General features: G+C 70.1%; 15 protein-coding genes and 1 pseudogene. 3 read left to right on the top strand and 13 right to left on the bottom strand.

Translation table 11 applies throughout. The annotated features are described in order from the left end of the window. The first annotated feature begins 43 nt into the window (after window positions 1-43). A pseudogene (locus RKD05_RS00515) lies at window positions 44-915 on the top strand (A/G-specific adenine glycosylase). Here the strand turns inward: RKD05_RS00515 and RKD05_RS00520 are convergent. The 11 genes from RKD05_RS00520 to RKD05_RS00570 form a co-directional block, all read right to left on the bottom strand. Next, window positions 912-1,886, bottom strand: a complete 975-nt coding sequence (locus RKD05_RS00520) for a lysostaphin resistance A-like protein (protein ID WP_424707368.1) — start codon at window positions 1,884-1,886, stop codon at window positions 912-914. The pseudogene RKD05_RS00515 and the gene RKD05_RS00520 overlap by 4 nt on opposite strands. A 136-nt stretch (window positions 1,887-2,022) precedes the next feature. Beyond that, window positions 2,023-2,511, bottom strand: a complete 489-nt coding sequence (gene rbfA / locus RKD05_RS00525) for a 30S ribosome-binding factor RbfA (protein WP_424707369.1) — start codon at window positions 2,509-2,511, stop codon at window positions 2,023-2,025. 197 nt (window positions 2,512-2,708) lie between these two features. Beyond that, entirely contained in the window at window positions 2,709-5,534 is a 2,826-nt protein-coding gene (gene infB / locus RKD05_RS00530) for a translation initiation factor IF-2 (protein ID WP_424707371.1), read from the bottom strand. 93 nt (window positions 5,535-5,627) lie between these two features. Further along, window positions 5,628-5,879: a YlxR family protein gene (locus tag RKD05_RS00535; RefSeq protein ID WP_082822921.1), complete on the bottom strand. Its 252-nt coding sequence runs from the start codon at window positions 5,877-5,879 to the stop codon at window positions 5,628-5,630. 33 nt (window positions 5,880-5,912) lie between these two features. Further along, complete coding sequence (gene nusA / locus RKD05_RS00540; RefSeq protein WP_424707372.1) at window positions 5,913-6,902, bottom strand: transcription termination factor NusA; 990 nt, start codon at window positions 6,900-6,902, stop codon at window positions 5,913-5,915. Between the two features lie 51 nt (window positions 6,903-6,953). Further along, window positions 6,954-7,595 carry an HD domain-containing protein gene (locus RKD05_RS00545; RefSeq protein WP_424707373.1) on the bottom strand — a complete coding sequence of 214 codons (642 nt, stop codon included), beginning with the start codon at window positions 7,593-7,595 and terminating at the stop codon, window positions 6,954-6,956. Between the two features lie 145 nt (window positions 7,596-7,740). Continuing rightward, complete coding sequence (locus RKD05_RS00550) at window positions 7,741-10,245, bottom strand: glycogen/starch/alpha-glucan phosphorylase (RefSeq protein WP_424707374.1); 2,505 nt, start codon at window positions 10,243-10,245, stop codon at window positions 7,741-7,743. Window positions 10,246-10,354: 109 nt separating this feature from the next. Next, window positions 10,355-11,176 (bottom strand): aldo/keto reductase, encoded by an 822-nt coding sequence (locus tag RKD05_RS00555; protein WP_424707375.1) that lies wholly within the window; start codon window positions 11,174-11,176, stop codon window positions 10,355-10,357. Between the two features lie 45 nt (window positions 11,177-11,221). Then, entirely contained in the window at window positions 11,222-13,018 is a 1,797-nt protein-coding gene (locus RKD05_RS00560; protein ID WP_424707377.1) for a proline--tRNA ligase, read from the bottom strand. 70 nt (window positions 13,019-13,088) lie between these two features. Further along, window positions 13,089-14,228, bottom strand: a complete 1,140-nt coding sequence (locus tag RKD05_RS00565) for a hypothetical protein (RefSeq protein WP_424707378.1) — start codon at window positions 14,226-14,228, stop codon at window positions 13,089-13,091. Then, a complete protein-coding gene (locus RKD05_RS00570; protein ID WP_424707379.1) occupies window positions 14,225-14,758 on the bottom strand; it encodes an RNA polymerase sigma factor in 534 nt (177 codons plus the stop codon). The genes RKD05_RS00565 and RKD05_RS00570 overlap by 4 nt, the downstream gene beginning before the upstream one ends. 105 nt (window positions 14,759-14,863) lie before the next feature. On the opposite strand from RKD05_RS00570, the gene RKD05_RS00575 reads away from it, so the two are divergent. Together RKD05_RS00575 and pcp are read left to right on the top strand one after the other, a co-directional pair. Next, window positions 14,864-15,688 carry an NADH:ubiquinone oxidoreductase subunit 4 (chain M) gene (locus RKD05_RS00575; protein ID WP_424707381.1) on the top strand — a complete coding sequence of 275 codons (825 nt, stop codon included), beginning with the start codon at window positions 14,864-14,866 and terminating at the stop codon, window positions 15,686-15,688. Beyond that, window positions 15,688-16,326, top strand: coding sequence for a pyroglutamyl-peptidase I (gene pcp / locus RKD05_RS00580; protein ID WP_424707382.1), 639 nt, complete (start codon window positions 15,688-15,690; stop codon window positions 16,324-16,326). Before RKD05_RS00575 ends, pcp begins: the two co-directional genes overlap by 1 nt. 7 nt (window positions 16,327-16,333) lie before the next feature. Here pcp and RKD05_RS00585 read toward each other — a convergent pair whose 3' ends face one another. Next, a complete protein-coding gene (locus RKD05_RS00585) occupies window positions 16,334-17,545 on the bottom strand; it encodes a benzoate/H(+) symporter BenE family transporter (protein ID WP_424707383.1) in 1,212 nt (403 codons plus the stop codon). Window positions 17,546-17,611: 66 nt separating this feature from the next. Beyond that, entirely contained in the window at window positions 17,612-18,763 is a 1,152-nt protein-coding gene (ispG, locus tag RKD05_RS00590) for a flavodoxin-dependent (E)-4-hydroxy-3-methylbut-2-enyl-diphosphate synthase (RefSeq protein WP_424707385.1), read from the bottom strand. Between the last annotated feature and the right edge of the window lie 82 nt (window positions 18,764-18,845).

Genomic DNA, 18,845 nt, shown 5'->3' on the forward strand with positions numbered 1-18,845 from the left:
AGCAGAGGCGCGGGGCGGTCGCGCGGGCTCATAGGGTGGAGGGATGCCAGGGATCGCCGCGCCGCTCATCGCCTGGTACCGCGACAACGCGCGGGATCTGCCGTGGCGTCGGCCCGGATTCGGAGCGTGGGGCACGCTCGTGAGCGAGTTCATGCTGCAGCAGACGCCCGTGGCCCGCGTCATCCCGCACCTCGAAGCGTGGCTGGGACGGTGGCCGACCCCCACCGACCTCGCCGCCGCCGCCCCCGCGGAGGCTGTGACGCAGTGGGCGAACCTGGGGTACCCGCGGCGCGCACTCTGGCTGCACCGCGCGGCCGTCGAGATCCGCGACCGGCACGACGGCGTCGTCCCGCGCGACGTCGACGCGCTGCTCGCGCTCACCGGGATCGGCGACTACACCGCCCGCGCCGTCGCGGTGTTCGCGTACGGGGATCGGCATCCGGTCGTCGACACGAACACTCGCCGCGTCCTCGCGCGGGTCGTGGACGGCGTCGCGCAGCCGGGGCCGCCGGGGAAGTCCGACCTCGCCCGCATGAAAAAACGGCCGAGCTGCCCGCCGACATCGGCGAGGCCGCGATCGTGAACGCCGCCGCGATGGAGCTCGGGGCGATCGTGTGCACCGCACGGACGCCGAAGTGCGGGATCTGCCCTCTCGCGGCGCAGTGCGCGTGGCGGGCGGCCGGGTATCCGGCATCCGAGGATCGGCGCCGACGCCAGGCGAAGTACGAGGGCAGCGACCGCCAAGCCCGCGGCGCGGTGCTGAAGGTGCTGCGCGAGGCGGCGCCGGCTGCCGTGCCGCTCGACGACGTCGTGCCCGACTGGCCCGACCCGGTGCAGCGCGACCGCGCGATCGACTCGCTGATCGCCGACGGACTCGCCGAAGCCGAGGGCGGCGCCCTCCTCCTCCCCCGCTAGGCCGCCGCGGGCGCCGGTGCGACGACCGGGTCCGGCCCGAGCCGGACGTCGAGACGGTCCGCGCGGAACTGACCGGTGAGCGCGAGCACCGCGATCACGACCGCGAACACGCCCCACATGATCAGGCCCAGCGGTCCCGCGACCACCGGCGACGGGGTCGCCGAATCGGCGGCGACGACGAGGGCGCCGAGGCCGGCCGAGGCGTTGAACGCCCCATGCGCGAAGACCGCGGGCCAGACGGATGCCGTGCGCAACCGCGTCCACCCGAGCAGGATGCCGAACAGCACGCAGGCCGCGATCATCAGGACGACGCCGAAGGCGTTGGGTTCGAGGAAGTTGTATCCCAGCAGGATCAGGGGCGCGTGCCAGAACCCCCAGAACGCGCCCGAGATGATCAGGGCCGGCCACACGCCGAGCGGTCGCAGCGCCGGCAGGAGGAAGCCCCGCCACCCGAGCTCCTCGCCGAACGCGAAGGGCGCGTTGATGATCGCCCCGACCGGGATCATCGCCAGCTGGACTGCGGCGAGCACCGCGACCGGCGGGAGCGGGGTCCCGGGCGGGACGGCGGCCTCGAGCGTCTTCTGGAAGCCGGAGAACCCGACCGGGTCGAAGGTCGCGAGCCCCAGCGCCCCGACCACGACGAGCCCGAGCGCGATGAGCAGCGGAGTGGCGACGATCACCGCGACGCAGGTCCAGATCGTCCGCGCGGCCGGGCGCAGCGGCCACATCCCGAGTTCCCGCAGCACCGCCCGGGCACCGCGGCGCCCGCGCGTGCGCCGCTGCACGAGGAGCGCGGCGAGCACACCGAGCGTGGGCGTGAACATCATCGCGGCGGCGACGAGTCCGAGGAACGGATCCGCGAGACCCTGTCCCCGCATCCACAGCGGCAGTGCCACGAGCCACGACAGGGCGACGGAGGTCACCGCGAAGACACCGATGGAGACCCAGTCCGGGCGAGACGAAGCGGTCATGTCCCGAGCCTAGGAATTCCCGGATGCCACGACCTCCCCCGTACGACGGAGAATGCCGTTCCACCGTCAGCCGGAAGGACGAACGGCCGGACGCGACCCCGTGCGGGGTGGCATCCGGCCGTCGAAACGTCGTGCGTCAGTCGCGCTCGTCGTCCTCGTCTTCGTCGTCGTCCTCATCGTCGTCGAGGTCGTCCTCATCGTCGTCGAGGTCGCGGGGCTTGAGGTACGGGTCGGCGTCGCCGGCGTACGACGCGCTCGCGGCGAGACCGGCGACCGACTCGTCGCGCTCACGCGCTTCGCGCAGGAGCGCCGAGATGTGGTCGGCGTTCTCGGGGATCGCGTCGAGGATGAACTCGAGCGTGGGGGTCAGCCGCGTGTTGAGGTTCTTGCCGACCTCGCTGCGCAGCATCCCCGTCGCCGACTTCAGCGCGGCCGCGGTGTCGGCGCGGTGCGCTTCATCGCCCATGACGGTGTAGAACACCGACGCGCGCTGCAGGTCGCCCGTCACGCGGACGTCGGTGATGGTGACGAATCCGAGCCGCGGGTCGCGCAGCCCTCTCTCGAGGCGCTCCGCCAGAACCACGCGGATGCGGTCGGCCACCCGTGCCTGTCGTTCCCCTGCCACTGCCTTCTCCTTCTCTCATGCCGCCGCGGATGGTGCAGCGGGTGGGCGTCCCATCGAGGACGCCGCCCCAGCGTAGGCCGGAGGGGTGTGCATCTCCGAGAGCATCGGGGTAGGGGCCCTGCTCTGCTCTCGGAGATGCACACCCCGCAGGCCGAAGCGGGAGCCGCATCAGAAGATGCGACCCCCGCCCGATTTGATCAGCCTCGCGGCTTCTCGACCATTTCCGTGGTCTCGATCTCGTCGCCGATCTGGATGTCGTTGTACTTGCCCAGTCCGATACCGGCCTCGAAGTCCGTGCGGACCTCGGTGACGTCGTCCTTGAACCGGCGGAGCGACTCGATCTGCAGACCGTCGGCCAGCACCACGCCGTCGCGGATGACGCGCGCCTTGGCGTTGCGCGTGATCGTGCCCGAGCGGACGATGACACCGGCGATGTTGCCGAACTTCGAGGAGCGGAACACCTCGCGGATCTCGGCGACACCCGACTGCACCTCTTCGAACTCCGGCTTGAGCAGGCCCTTGAGCGACTGCTCGACGTCGTCGATCGCGTTGTAGATGACCGAGTAGAACCGGACGTCCACACCCTCGCGGGCGGCACGCTCACGGGCCTTGGTGTCGGGGCGGACGTTGAAGCCGATGACGATCGCGTTGTCGATCGTGGCCAGGTTGATGTCCGACTCGGTGATCGCACCCACGCCGCGGTGGATGATGCGCAGCTGGACGCTGTCGTCGACCTCGATCTTGAGCAGCGACTCCTCGAGCGCCTCGACGGCACCCGAAACGTCACCCTTGATGATGAGGTTGAGCGACTCGACCTTGCCCTCTTCGAGAGCGCGGGTGAAGTCCTCGAGCGAGATGCGCTTGCGGGCCTTGGCCAGCTGGGCGTTGCGCTCGGCGGCTTCGCGCTTCTCGGCGATCTGACGCGCGGTGCGGTCTTCCTCGGTGACGATGAAGACGTCGCCGGCACGCGGGACCGAGTTGAGACCCTGCACCTGCACCGGACGCGAGGGATAGGCCTCCTCGACCGCGTCGCCGTTCTCGTCGATCATCGCGCGGACGCGGCCGTAGGCCGTACCCGCGACGATCGCGTCGCCGACGCGCAGCGTTCCGGACTGGATGAGCACCGTGGCCACCGAACCGCGGCCCTTGTCGAGCTTCGCTTCGATCGCGACACCGCGCGCCGCCTTGTTCGGGTTGGCCGTCAGGTCGAGTCCGGCGTCAGCGGTCAGCAGCACGGCGTCCAGGAGCTCCTGGATGTTCGTGCCCTGACGGGCCGAGACGTCGACGAACATGACGTCGCCGCCGTACTCCTCGGCGACCAGACCGTACTCGGTGAGCTGCTGGCGCACCTTGGCGGGGTTGGCATCCGGCTTGTCGACCTTGTTGACCGCGACCACGATCGGCACGTTCGCCGCCTGGGCGTGGTTCAGGGCCTCGACCGTCTGGGGCATGATGCCGTCGTCGGCCGCGACCACGAGGATCGCGATGTCGGTCACCTGCGCACCACGGGCACGCATGGCGGTGAACGCCTCGTGACCCGGGGTGTCGATGAAGGTGATGGCGCGCTCGATGCCCTCGTGCTCGGTCCAGACCTGGTACGCACCGATGTGCTGCGTGATGCCGCCGGCCTCGCCCGCCACGACGTTCGTCTGGCGGATGGCGTCGAGCAGTCGCGTCTTACCGTGGTCGACGTGGCCCATGACGGTGACCACGGGAGGACGGATCTCGAGGTCGTCCTCGCTCTCGGCCTCCAGTTCGGCGTCGAGATCGAGACCGAAGCCCTCGAGGAGCTCTTTGTCCTCGTCCTCGGGCGAGACCATCTGGATCTTGTAGCCGAGCTCGGCGCCGAGCACCTCGAACGTGGCCTCGTCGAGCGACTCGGTCGCGGTGGCCATCTCGCCCAGGTTGAACAGGATGGTCACGAGCGTGCCGGGCTGCACGGTGTAACCGCGCAGGGCCTCGAGCTTGTCGGCGAAGTCGGCGATCGACGCGCCACGACGCAGGCGGATGATCTCGCCGTTGCCCTTCGAGACGTTGACGCCGCCGACGACCGGCGCCGACCGCATCTCGAATTCCTGCCGCTTCGCCCGACGCGACTTGCGCTGCTTGGACTTGCCGCCGCCCTTACCGAAGGCACCCGCGGTACCACCGCCGGGACCGCGGCCCCGACCGCCACCACCGCCGGGACGACCGGCGAAACCGCCGCCACCCGGAGCACCGGGAGCGCCACCGGGACGCTGGAACCCGCCACCGGCACCGCCGGGACGACCGGGGCCGCCGGGACGCTGCTGGAACGGAGCGCCGGAACGACCGCCGCCGCCGGGACGACCCGCACCACCCGGGCGCGGAGCGCCGGGACGGGGGGCACCGGGACGCGGAGCCTGCGGGCGGGGGATGTTGCCGGGGGTCGGGCGCTGGCCCATGCCCTGCGCGGATGCGAAGGGGTTGTTACCCGGACGCGGGCCGGCGGGACGCTGACCCATGCCCTGCGACGAGGCGAAGGGGTTGTTGCCGGGGCGTGCGCCACCCGGACGCGGGGGCGCGCTGGGGCCGGGCTTCGGACCGCCGGGCTTGGGCGCCTGCGACGCGGGGGTCTGCGCCGTGGGAGCCGACGGAGCCGGAGCCGACGAGGCGGGCTTGGCCGGAGCAGCGGGCGTGGAGGCCGCCGGAGCAGCCGGAGCCGGGGCGGATGCCGCGGGCGCGGCCGGAGCCGGAGTGCTCTGGGGAGCCGCCGGGCGAGCCGGGCCGGGCGTGGGGCCGGACGGACGGGCACCGGGGGTCGCCGCGGGGCGAGCCGGGCCGGGACGGGCGCCGGGGCGCGCCGCAGCGGCGGCGGGCTTGGCATCCGAGGATCCCGACGCACCCTCCGCCGCGAAGGCAGCGCGGAGCTTACGGGCGACCGGGGGTTCGATGGTCGATGAGGGGCTCTTGACGAATTCGCCGAGCTCCTTGAGCTTCGCAAGCGCGACCTTGCTGTCGACGCCGAGCTCGGAAGCGATCTCGTGCACGCGTGGTTTTGCCACAATTCTCCTGTCTGAGGGCCTACCCCGGACAGGGCAGACCGTTAGTTGCGGACGGGTCTCATTTCGAGCCGTTCACTTCGTGTCCATAGCCGTTCAGCCGTTTCGCTGGAGGGTTGATTCGAAGGTCTGCGTGTCAAGCGGGCCTGACACACGCAATGCTCGTACGAAGGCGCGGCGCGCGAGAGCTTTCCCGACGCACGCGTCCGTCTCGTGCACCCACGCACCCCGTCCCGGCAGGATCGCCCGCTCGTCTCTGACGAGCACCGACCCCTCCGCGACCACGCGCAGGAGCGATGATCGGGGGGCACGTGCGCGGCATCCGACGCACGTTCGTACAGGTTCCATCGTACACCTCGCCGTCGTCCGGACGACGGACGCTCAGTTGTCTTCGAGGATGCTGTCGGGCTGGATGTCGATCTTCGCGCCGGTCAGCTTGGCCGCCAGACGGGCGTTCTGACCTTCCTTGCCGATCGCCAGGGACAGCTGGTAGTCGGGCACCAGGGCGCGCACGGCCTTGGTCGTGGCATCCAGGACGAAGCTCGAGGTCACCTTCGCCGGCGACAGCGCGTTCGCGACGAACTTCGGCAGGTCGGCGTCGTAGTCGATGATGTCGATCTTCTCGCCGGCCAGCTCCTCGGTGACGGCGCGCACGCGGCGGCCGAGCTCGCCGATGCAGGCGCCCTTGGCGTTGACGGTCGGGTCGTTGGCCTTCACGGCCATCTTCGTGCGGTGCCCGGCCTCGCGGGCGAGCGAGACGATCTCGACGAGGCCCGCGGCGATCTCGGGCACCTCGAGGGCGAAGAGCTTGCGGACCAGGCCCGGGTGCGTGCGCGACACGGTGATCTGCGGACCCTTGTTGCCCTTGGCGACCGACGTCACGTAGACGCGCAGGCGCGAACCGTGCGCGTACGTCTCGCCCGGAACCTGCTCCTCGGGAGGGAGGATCGCCTCGACGGTGCCGAGGTCGACGTGCACCATGCGCGGGTTCGGCCCCTGCTGCACGACGCCGGCGACGATGTCGCCTTCCTTGCCCTTGAACTCGCCGAGCACGGCGTCGTCGGCGATGTCGCGCAGGCGCTGGCTGATGACCTGCTTCGCGGCGAACGCGGCGATGCGGCCGAAGTCGTCGGGAGCCTGCTCCTCCTCGCCGATGACGGCACCCTCGTCGTCGAGGACGGGCGTGAAGATGCCGACGTGACCGGTCTTGCGGTCGAGCTCGGCGCGCGCGCCGGCCGCGATCTCGCCGCTGGGCGAGATGTGCTTGGCGTAGGCGGTGAGGATCGCCTGCTCGATGATCCGCGCGAGTTCGTCGAAGGGGATCTCCTTCTCGCGTTCGATCGTCTTCAGAAGTGCGAGATCGATGTCCACAAGACCCTCCGTATTCAGCTCTCGTCGGCGCGAACGGCGCCGACAACCCTCCTACGATACCCGGATGCCGACTCCCCCGCGACCTTCCCCGGCCACGCGCTCCAGCGGATTGGCGGCCAGCTTGTCGAGCACTCCCCCGTCGACGAGGCGCCGCGCCGCGGTGTCGGGCTTGCGTCGCGCCTGATCGACGACGCACGCGCCGAACTCCGCCGCGAGCGCGCCCCGTGGATACGCGGTAAGCACCTCCCGCACGAACTCCCGCGGCAGCGCGTCGGGCCGCGCCCCTGAGATGTCGAGTCCGGTCGCGGTCTCGAGCAGGTAGCCCTCGGCATCCATGTCCGGGTCGACGCTGGGCCAGTTGTGCCGCACGATGACGTCGAGCACGCGCTCCCGTCGCGCGCGCTCCCACCCGGCCCCGGCCGTGAGGGCGATGCCGACGTGACCGCCCGCGTGCTCGTAGGACAGCGTGTGGTTGTCGAACTCCGTCACGGTGCCGACGTCGTGCAGCACCGCCGAGACGTAGAGAAGTTCGTGGTCGATGCCCGAGATGCCGTCGACGAGCGCGAACGCCTCGGCCCACAGCCAGGACCGCAGCGCGTGCGCGGTGATCGCGGGTGACTGGTACTCCTCGGCGAGCGCGAGAGCGCCGCGGCCGGCGAGGGTGTCGGGGACGCGGATGTCGGCGATGCGCACGGGACCTCCTGGGGTGGGGTTCCCACTCTTCCGCTCACAGCCACCGCGCACCCGCGCGGGACGGCCACCTTCCGCCGGCTTCCCGCCAACCCGGAACACCCCGGAACGACGGATGCCACGACCCGGGGGCCGTGGCATCCGGTGCTCAGTTGACCGGAGTGGCGTGCCAGATGCGGTCGAGGTAGTCGCGCATCGCCCGGTCGGAGGAGAAGAAGCCACTGCGCGCGACGTTGAGGATCGCCGACCGCACCCACGCGTCCTTGTCGGCGTAGGCGAGGTCGACCCGCTCCTGCGCGTCGAGGTACGAGCCGAAGTCGGCCAGCGCCATGAAGCGGTCGTCGTACAGGAGGTTTGAGATGAGGGGCTCGAACACCGTGCGGTCGCCGCCGGAGAACGCGCCCGCCGCGATCAGGTCGATCGCGCGGCGGAGGCGCTCGTCCTCGTGGTAGAAGTCGGCGGGTCGGTAGCCCTCGGCCCACAGCGCTTCGACCTCGGGCTCGCTCATGCCGAACAGGAAGAAGTTGTCGTCGCCCACGAGCTGGCGGATCTCGACGTTCGCGCCGTCGTCCGTGCCGATCGTGAGCGCACCGTTCAGCGCGAGCTTCATGTTGCCCGTGCCGGACGCCTCCTTGCCCGCGAGCGAGATCTGCTCGGACAGGTCGGCCGCCGGGATGATGCTCTCGGCGAGCGTCACATTGTAGTTCGCGGGGTACAGGACCTTCAGGCGCCCCTCGATGCGAGGGTCGGCGTTGACGACCTCGCCGACGGCGTTGATGAGGTGGATGATGTGCTTCGCCATCGCGTAGCCGGGGGCGGCCTTGGCGCCGAAGAGGAACGTGCGCGGCTGGACGTCCTCGACCGGGACACGACCCGAGACGATGCCGTCGTAGGAACTGACGATGTGTAGGACCTTGAGCGTCTGGCGCTTGTACTCGTGCAGGCGCTTGATCATGACGTCGAGCAGGTGGTCGTCGGCGAGCGTGGAGCCGTCGCGTGCTTCCAGGACCCGGCTGAGGCGTCGCTTGTTCGCCGCCTTGACCGCGGCGAACCGCTCGCGGAACTCGGGGTCGTCGGCGAACGCCTCGAGACCGCGGAGGCGCTCGAGGTCGACCGTCCACCCGGCGCCGAGGGTCTCGGTGATGAGCTCCGACAGGTCGGGGTTCGCCAGCCGCAGGAAGCGGCGCGGCGTCACGCCGTTGGTGACGTTGGTGAACTTCTCCGGCCACATGCGCGCGAAGTCCTTCAGCACGTTGTCGCGCAGGAGCTGCGAGTGCAGCTCCGCGACGCCGTTGACCTTCGACCCCGCGACCGTGGCGAGGTAGGCCATCCGCACCGAACGGAACGGGTGCTCGCCGATGATCGACATGTCGCGGATGAGCATCTCGTCGTCGCCGAAGCGCTCGCGCACCTCGAGGAGGAACTCGTCGTTGATGCGGTAGATGATCTCCAGGTGGCGCGGGAGCAGACGCCCCAGCAGGTCGACCGACCACACCTCGAGCGCTTCCGGCAGCAGCGTGTGGCACGTGTACGCGAAGCACTTCTGCGTGATCGCCCACGCGGCATCCCATTCCATGTGCTTCTCGTCGACAAGCACGCGCATGAGCTCGGGCACGCCGATCACGGGGTGGGTGTCGTTGAGCTGGAAGATGACGCGATCCGGGAGCTTCTCGAGGTCGAAGCCCTCCGGGAGGACGTTCTCGACGAAGTCGGCGATGGATGCCGCGACGAAGAAGTACTGCTGCTGGAGGCGCAGTTCCTTGCCCTGGGGAGTGGAGTCCTCGGGGTAGAGGACCTTGGAGATGTTCTCGGCGAATGTCTGCGCGCGGACAGACTCGACGTAGTCGCCCGAGTTGAAGGTGTGGAGGTCGAAGGCGTTGGTGGCCACCGCGCGCCACAGGCGGAGGGTGTTGACGCGGCCGTTGTGGTAGCCGGGCACCATCATGTTGTACGGCACGGCGAGCACGTTCCAGTCCGGCACCCAGCGGGTGCGCTCCACGCCCTCGTCGTCGTACGTCTCGGTGCGGCCGCCGAACGAGATGGTCTGCGCCGCCTCGGGGTGCGGGAAGTCCCACGGCGAGCCGAGGCGGAGCCACGCGTCGGGCTGCTCGACCTGCTGGCCGTCGGCGAAGGCCTGACGGAAGATGCCGTACTCGTACCGGATGCCGTACCCGATCGTCGGGATGCTCATCGTCGCGAGCGAGTCGATGAAGCACGCGGCGAGGCGACCGAGACCGCCGTTGCCGAGCCCGGGCTCGATCTCGAGCGCGCGGAGCTCGTCGATGTCGATGCCGCACTGCGCGAGGGCCTCGGTCGCGATGTCGGTCAGGCGCGCGGCGAGGAGGTTGTTGTCGAGCTGGCGCCCGAGCAGGTATTCGGCCGAGAGGTAGCAGACCGTCTTCGACTGCTGACGGCTCTGCTGCGCCTGATCGTCGAGCCAGCGGGCCATCAGGTAGTCGCGGACGGTTCCCGCCAGCGCCAGGTAGCGGTCGTTGTCGTCGGATGCCGACAGCGCCACGCCCTGATCGAAATTGAGGTTCTGCAGGAAGCGGCGGACGAAGCCGTCGACGGACGCCGGAGGCGCCGCCACGGGGGCGAGAGCGAGCGGGTGAGTCAGGCGGAGCTCGGACGCGGAGGAAGAGTTGTCGGGCACGGTTCGACCGTAATCAGAACCGCCCGCGCGCGCCAAGAGGCAACGGGATCGACACAGGATCTTCACCCCGCCGCCGCACGTCCGGTCGGTCGCAACCGGACGACGGAACTCAGTCGAGGTCGGGGTTGCGTCCGGTGCGCTCGCCCGTGTCGAGCGTCGCGATGCGCGCGTGGTCGTCGGCATCCAGGGTGAAGTCGAACACGTCGCCGTTCTCACGGAGACGATCGAGCGACACCGACTTGGGGAACACGACGAGGCCGCGATCGAGGTGCCATCGGATCACGACCTGGGCCGGCGTCTTGCCGTGTCGTGAAGCGATCTCGGCGAGCACCGGCGCGTCGAGCAGGCCGCCCCGGGCCAGGGGCGCCCACGACTCGGTGACGATCCCGTGCTGCGTGTTCCACTCGACGAGCTCGTGCTGTGGGAATCGGGGGTGCAGCTCCACCTGGTCGATCACGGGGAGCACGCCGGTCTTGTCACGCAGACGCTCGATGTGCACGGGCGAGAAGTTGCTCACGCCGATCGAGGTGACGCGACCCTCCTCCCGCAGACGCACCAGGGCGCGCCAGGTGTCGACGTAGCGGTCGGCGCTCGGGATGGGCCAGTGGATGAGGTAGAGATCGACGCGGTCCAGACCGAGGCGCTCGGCGCTCGCGTCGAACGCGCGGAGCGTCTCGTCGAACCCCTGGTCGTCGTTCCACACCTTGGTCGTGACGAAGACGTCCTCGCGCGCGAGACCCGACGCCCGGAGGCCCTCGCCGACCTCGCGCTCGTTGCCGTACAGCGCGGCCGTGTCCACGTGCCGGTACCCCGCGGCGAGCGCACCGGCCACCAGATCGGCGGTGACCTCGGCGGGCACCTTGTACGTCCCGACACCGAGCTGCGGAATCGAGGAGCCGTCGGACAGGGGCACGCGGGGCGCTGCGATCATGGCATCCACGCTATCCGCCGCCGGGAGTCGTCGGGCCTCGCCGCGTCAGCCCTGCAGGCGTGCGAGCGCCTCGGTGACGGGGAGCGTGTCGCGCTCGCCCGTCCGGCGGTCCCACAGCTCGACCTCTCCGTCGGCGGCGCCGCGGCCCACGATGAGGATGCGCGGGATGCCGACGAGCTCGGCGTCGCCGAACTTCACGCCCGGCGAGACCTTGGGGCGGTCGTCGTACAACACGTCGAAGCCGGCGGCCTCGAGCTGCTCGGACACGGATGCCGCGAGGTCGAACGCGACCGCATCGCGGCCGGTCGCGACCACGTGGACGTCGAACGGCGCGACCGACGGAGGCCAGATGAGGCCCTTGTCGTCGTTGTTGAGCTCGGCGATGATCGCGAGGATGCGCGTCACGCCGATGCCGTAGGACCCCATCGTGACCGTCGCGAGCTTGCCGTTCTCGTCGAGCACCTTCAGCCCCAGCGCTTCGGCGTACTTGCGACCGAGCTGGAAGACGTGCCCGATCTCCATGCCGCGCGCCAACTCCACGGGGCCCGACCCGTCGGGGGCGGGGTCGCCGGCGCGCACGGTCGCGGCCTCGACGAAGCCGTCGCCCACGAAGTCGCGGCCCGCGACGAGCGAGTGCACGTGCTTCTGGTCGATGTTGGCACCGGTGATCCACGCGGTGCCGTCGACCACGCGCGGATCGAGCAGATACCGGATGCCGGTCGCCGACTCCTCGCCGAGCACGGGGCCCGTAGCCGACCAGGGGCCGATGTAGCCCTTCACGAGGAGCGGGTTCTTCTCGAAATCGGCCTCCGTGGCGGCCTCGACCTCGGCCGGCGCGAACGCCACCTCGACGCGCTTGTCGTCGATGTCGCGGTCGCCGGGGATGCCGACGACGACGATCTCGCGCGTGCCGTCGAGGTGCGTGAGGGCCAGCACGACGTTCTTGAGCGTGTGCGCGGCCGTCCACCCGGCGGCGTCCGCCGTGGCAGGGCCCGCGATGCCGGGCGCCGGTGCGTCGAGGTGCGCGTTGACGTGGTCGACGAGCGTCGCGATCGTGGGGGTGTTCGGCGAATCGAAGATCACCGGTTCGGGCTGCCCCTCGATGGGGAGGGCGTCGGGCACCTCGGTCGTGAACGCCTCGACGTTCGCCGCGTACCCGCCCGCGGAGCGGACGAACGTGTCCTCGCCGATCGGCGTCGGGTGCAGGAACTCCTCCGACTTCGACCCGCCCATCGCACCGGCGTCCGCCGCGACGATCACGTACTCGAGCCCGAGACGCTGGAAGATGCGCTCGTACGCGTCACGCTGCGCCTGGTACGAGGCATCCAGTCCCGCGTCGGTCGCGTCGAACGAGTACGCGTCCTTCATCGTGAACTCGCGGCCGCGCAGGAGGCCCGCGCGGGGCCGTGCCTCGTCGCGGTACTTGTCCTGGATCTGGTAGATCGTCAGCGGCAGGTCCTTGTACGACGAGTACAGGTCCTTCACCAGGAGCGTGAACATCTCCTCGTGCGTGGGAGCGAGCAGGTAGTCGGCGCCCTTGCGGTCCTGCAGGCGGAACAGCGCGTCGCCGTACTCCTCCCAGCGGCCCGTGACCTCGTAGGGCTCACGGGGCAGCAGCGCCGGGAAGTGCACCTCGAAGGCTCCGGCGTTCGCCATCTCCTCGCGCACGACCGTCTCGATCTTGGCCTTGACCCTCAGCCCCAGCGGGAGCCACGCGAAGATGCCCGGGGCGTTGCGACGGATGTAACCGGCGCGCACGAGCAGGCGGTGGCTCGTGACCTCGGCATCCGAGGGATCTTCGCGGAGCGTACGGAGGAAGTAGTTCGAGAGACGGGTGACCACGATCATCGAGTCTAGAGCGGTGGATGCCACGGGTCCCCCCGACCACGAGGTCAGGGGGACCCGTGCTCTGTCAGAGCGACGACAGGAGTTGTTCGGCGAGGACGATCGATAGGTCGGGTGTCGCGTCGAGAGATCGAACGGAGGGGGACACGACGGCACCCACGGTCAGGAGGTTCTCGCCATCGGTCACCCACAGCTCGCGCAACCCGCCGGTGTCATACTTCGACTGGAGCTCGACCCAATACGCCGCGGTAGCGCCGGAGACGGACACGGGTTCGCTCGTGTAGACCGACGTGACCATGTCGTCGAGTCCGATTGCACCGCCCGGGACGATGCTGACACTGGCCGAAAGCGTCCCGTCTGATCGAGAGAGGGTGACCAAGCACACCCCGGGCATCGGGTACGTCCCGCTTCCGGCATCCTGCGTCGTCACCGTGTCGTACCCGAACACCCCAGGGTCGATCGACGCCGACACGTCGTCGCAGTTCCACGGCGACCACCACGCGTCCGTCGGGGTTGCGGCGACACCCGCCGGATAGTCGACGATTCGCGTGCGTACCAGGCTGGCGATGGCAGCGGCCGTCTGCTCGCGCTGATCCGCTCGGGCCCTGTCTCGTATCGCGACATGGATCTGCACCGTGCCGTCCGACCATGAGAACGTGCAGAAGGTCATGTCGCTCGGGCATTCCGGGCCGGCGAACAGGCCCGCTTCCACCGCTGGCAGGTTCTGATCGGCCGGGAGCGCGGCGACGGTGATCTGCGCAGCCTGATACTCGTCGGATGATGCCCAGTCGCAGAAGATACCCCCCACGAGGGTAAAGCGACTGTCGTGCGGGACGAAGGTGACGTCCGACATCTCGTGCCCGGTGACGGATGCCAGCTGGTCGGATGTGAGCACGTTCTCACAGTCACTGTCGAATGGCGCACGTCCAACGCTCGGTACAGCCGTCGGAGTAGGCGTCGGAGTCGGCGTCGGCGTCGGCACCACGGGTGCGGTCGTCGCCGTAGGTGAGGGCGTGTTCGCGATCTGGGGCGCCGACAACGTCGACGTTGCCACCACCCCGCCCGCGATCGCGATGACCAGCACCGCCGCGACCGAACCCGCGATCCACGCATTCCGATGCGCACCCGCCGGCCTGATATCCCGAGCCCCACCCAGAATGCGAGAGCGCAAAGCCGCCCGCTCGCTGGGAGTCAATTCGTCATTCATGCTCGTGCCCCTTCCAGGGACGAAAGATCCTCGCGCAATCGCGCCTTCGCCCGCGACAGCCGCGACTTCACCGTTCCCGCCGGGATGCCGAGGGCCTGAGCGACCTCTCGCTCCGAATACCCCTCCAATACCGACAGCACCATCACCGACTGCTCCCGCTCCGGCAGACGCTTCAACGCCGCCATCACCTCGCTGTCGTCATGGCCCGGCGCACCCGAGGGCTCGGCGACCGGTGCCCGGTCCAACAGCGCCCGATATCGCCGCCCCGACCGCTCCAGATTCCGCGCACAATGCGCCACCGTGTTCAACAACCACGGCAACGGCGACCCCTCCACCAGCCGCACCGACGCACGCTTGCGCCAGAGCTCGAAGAACGCCACCGTCACGGCATCCTTCGCATCCTCCCGATGCGTCAACAACCGCGACGCATGCCGGAACAACCGCCCCTCATACCGATCGAACAACCCCGCGAGCGCAAGCTCATCCCCCAGGCGCACCCGGGCCCACAGCCCGGCGTCGTCATCTTCCACACCCTGTAGTGTCCGCGACACACGGATCGGTTCCCGCCCACCGAGCCGATTCGATAACGAAACGACAACGGCGGCCGCCCCCGTCGCACGCTCTAGGGTGAGGGCATGCGTCCCCGCTGGATCGCTCTCCTGAGCGCCTCTGTCGCCGTCCTGGTGGGCGTGATGACGTGGGTGGCGATCGGCGCCGGAGTGAGTGTCGGAAATGCCCTCGGGGGGCTCGGGCGGGAGCGCGCCGAAGCCTCGCCCGAGTTCGCCGCGACCGACGTCTTCTCCGTCTCGCCCGACGGCACACTCACCCCACAGCCGGACGGACGCTCGAGCCGGGTCTGGAGCGAACTCCTCCGCGTGACGACGCCGGAGTTCGCGGCATCCATGATCACGGAGTACCAGACCGGAGACGACCCCGACAGCGACACCCTCGCGTACGTCGCGAGCGCCGACGACCCGACGAAGTGGGTGTTCGCGGCGAATCTCGCGTACGACGGCGACCGCGATCTGCTGATGGTGACGCTCATCCACGAGTACGCGCACATGCTGAGCCTCGGCGCGGACGACACCGACCCGTCGGCCGTCGAGTGCGATACGGAATGGGCGGGAGCGGGATGCCTGCTCCCCGACTCCGACCTCCAGCGCTTCGCCAACCGCTTCTGGGCCGGGTACACGGACGCCCCCGCGCGCGACAACGTCGACGCCGACACCGCGTGGGACTTCTACCAGGCGCACGAGGAGGACTTCGTGAGCGACTACGCGGCGACCAACGTCTCCGAGGACTTCGCGGAGACGTTCGCCACCTACGTGGTGGAGCCGGACGTGGATGCCACCGACTCGGTCGTCGCGCGGAAGTTCGCGTTCTTCGACTCGCTGCCGGAGTACGCCTCCGCGCGCGAACGCATCCGGGCGGAATTCGACCTCGACTGGCGGACAGGATAATGACGACGATCGTCCTCACGGGCTTCGAGCCCTTCGCCGGTGATGCGACCAACCCCTCCGGCGACGCCGTGCGCCTCGTCGCGGAACGGTGGTCCGGTCCGGGAACGCTCGTGGCCGAGGTCCTGCCGGTCGTGTTCACGGAAGCCTCGGCCCGCCTCGGTGCGCTCATTCGCGAGCACTCCCCCGACGTCGTCCTGGCGGTCGGTCTCGCCGGCGGCCGCACGGGCCTCACCCCGGAGCGCGTCGCCATCAACCTGGCCGATGCGCGGATCCCCGACAACGCGGGCGATCGACCTCTCGACCGTCCGGTCGTCGACGGCGCACCCGCCGCCTACTTCGCGACGCTCCCCGTGAAGGCGATGACCGCCGCGATCGCCGCGGCGGGCATCCCCGCATCGCTCTCCCACTCGGCGGGCACGTTCGTCTGCAACCACGTGATGTTCACGGCTCTGCACGAGACGGCCAGCGCCGACGGCATCCGGGCCGGGTTCCTCCACGTGCCCTACGCGACCGAGGACGCCCCCGACGGGGTGAGCTCACTGCCTCTCGACGACATCGTCCGCGGGCTCGAGGCCGCCCTCCGGACCGCGGTCGACGCTCCGACCGACGCGGCGCTCCCGGGCGGCACGCTCCACTGAACGGCGCTCAGACCGCGCGCCGGCGCCCCGCGTGCAGCACGGTCCGCACCACGAGCCCGGCGAGCAGCGCCCAGAAGGCCGCGCTGACCCCAGCCACCGCGACGCCCGACGCGGCGACGAGGAACGTCACCACGGCGGGTATCCGCTCGCCCGGATCGTCGATCGCCTGCTGGATCGCCGAGCCGAACGCGGCGAACAGCGCCACGCCCGCGACGGCGGGGATCACGCCCGCGGGCGCGAGCAGGACGAGCGCCGCGAAGGCCGACGAGAGCCCGGCGAGCACGAAGTACGAGCCGCCGACCGAGATGCTCGCGAGCCACCGGCGGTTCGGATCGGGATGCGAGTCGGGTCCTGCCGCGATGGCGGCGCTGATGGCTCCGAGGTTGACAGCGTGGCCGCCGGCGGTCGCGGCCAGGGCCGAGCCGAGCCCGGTGACGACCATCGCCGGCCGCCACGGAACGGTGTACCCGAGGCTCCGCATCACGGCGACCCCGGGCACGTTCTGCGATGCCATGGTCACCACGAACAGCGGGATACCGATGCCGACCACCGAGCCGAACGTGAGGGTGGGCATGACGAACTCCACGCGGGGAACGAGAGTCGCCGGGTCCACCTGCGCGCCCGACCGGACGATCCCGATCACGATCACGACCGTCGCGGCCACGAACGCCAGGGGCACGGCCCAGCGCGGTAGCAACCGCGCGGCGACGAGCCACACGACGAGCACCGGCGCCACACCCCACGGGTCCGACAGCAGGCCGGTGAACGGCGCGACGCACAGCGGCAGCAGGACTCCCGCGAGCATCGCCTGCGCGATCGACGGCGGGATGCGGGCGATGAGCGCGCCGAGCGGCGGGAAGAAGCCCGCGAGCAGGATCAGGACCGCCGAGACCAGGAACCCGCCCACGACAGCGGGCCAGCCACCGTCGACGGCGCCGGTGGCGGCGAGCAGCGCGACACCGGGCGTGGACCACGCGATCGTGATCGGCATCCGGTAGCGGGCCCCGACGAAGAGGCATCCGAAGCCGATGACGACGCAGAGGGCCAGCAGACCGCTCGCAGCCTGGTCGGCGGTCGCTCCGACGCCCCGGAGACCCGTGAGGACGACGGCGAACGTGCTGGTGAACCCGACGAGCGCGGTGACGACACCGGCGACGATCGGACGGATCGCGAACGCGTCGGGGTGGGGGGATGCGGCTGCGGCGGCGGAAGCGGACATACGACTTCCGACGCTATCGGGTTCCGCGCACGCCGAACGCGGGCCACCGCCGCACGGGTGGCCTCGTCAGGCCGTGATGACCTGCGCGGTGCCGGGGGCGGCGTTCGGGCCCATCTCGTCGGCGAGGCGGTTGGCCTCTTCGATGAGCGTCTGGACGATGTCGGCCTCGGGCACGGTCTTGATGACCTGGCCCTTCACGAAGATCTGTCCCTTGCCGTTGCCGGACGCGACACCCAGGTCGGCCTCGCGGGCCTCACCGGGACCGTTGACGACGCAGCCCATGACGGCGACGCGCAGCGGCACCGTCATTTCCTTGAGGCCCTCGGTGACGTTGTCGGCGAGGGTGTAGACGTCGACCTGCGCGCGACCGCACGAGGGGCACGAGACGATCTCGAGCTTGCGCTCGCGGAGGTTCAGCGACTGCAGGATCTGGTGGCCGACCTTGACCTCTTCGGCCGGCGGCGCCGAGAGCGAGACGCGGATCGTGTCGCCGATGCCCTCGGAGAGCAGGATGCCGAAGGCGGTGGCGCTCTTGATGGTGCCCTGGAACGCGGGCCCGGCCTCGGTGACACCGAGGTGCAGGGGCCAGTCGCCCCGCTCGGCGAGGAGGCGGTAGGCCTTCACCATGACGATGGGGTCGTTGTGCTTGACCGAGATCTTGAAGTCGTGGAAGTCGTGCTCTTCGAACAGCGAGGCCTCCCACACGGCGCTCTCGACGAGTGCCTCGGGCGTGGCCTTGCCGTACTTCTCGAGCAGGCGCCGGTCGAGCGAGCCGGCGTTGACGCCGATGCGGAGCGAGACTCCCGCGTCCTTCGCGGCCTTGGCGATCGCGCCGACCTGATCGTCGAACTTACGGATGTTGCCGGGGTTCACACGCACAGCGCCGCACCCGGCGTCGATCGCCTGGAAGACGTACTTCGGCTGGAAGTGGATGTCCGCGATGACCGGGATCTGGCTCTTCTTGGCGATGATGTGCAGCACGTCCGCGTCGTCCTGCGACGGGACGGCGACGCGCACGATCTCGCAACCGGATGCCGTGAGCTCGGCGATCTGCTGCAGCGTGGCGTTGATGTTGGTCGTGGGCGTGGTGGTCATCGACTGGACGCTGACGGGAGCGTCACCGCCGACGAGGACCTTGCCGACGCGGATCTGGCGGGTCTTGCGACGGGGAGCGAGGACCTCCGGCACGCGGGGCATCCCGATGTTCACTGCAGGCACGCCCCCAGCCTACGCCGCCGCACCCGGGCGGGGGCGGAGGGCCGCTCTGTGATAAATTCGGCGCCATGCGCGCGTATACCGG

This window comes from Microbacterium sp. SLBN-111 (assembly GCF_049739645.1).
Taxonomy (GTDB): Bacteria; Actinomycetota; Actinomycetes; order Actinomycetales; family Microbacteriaceae; genus Microbacterium.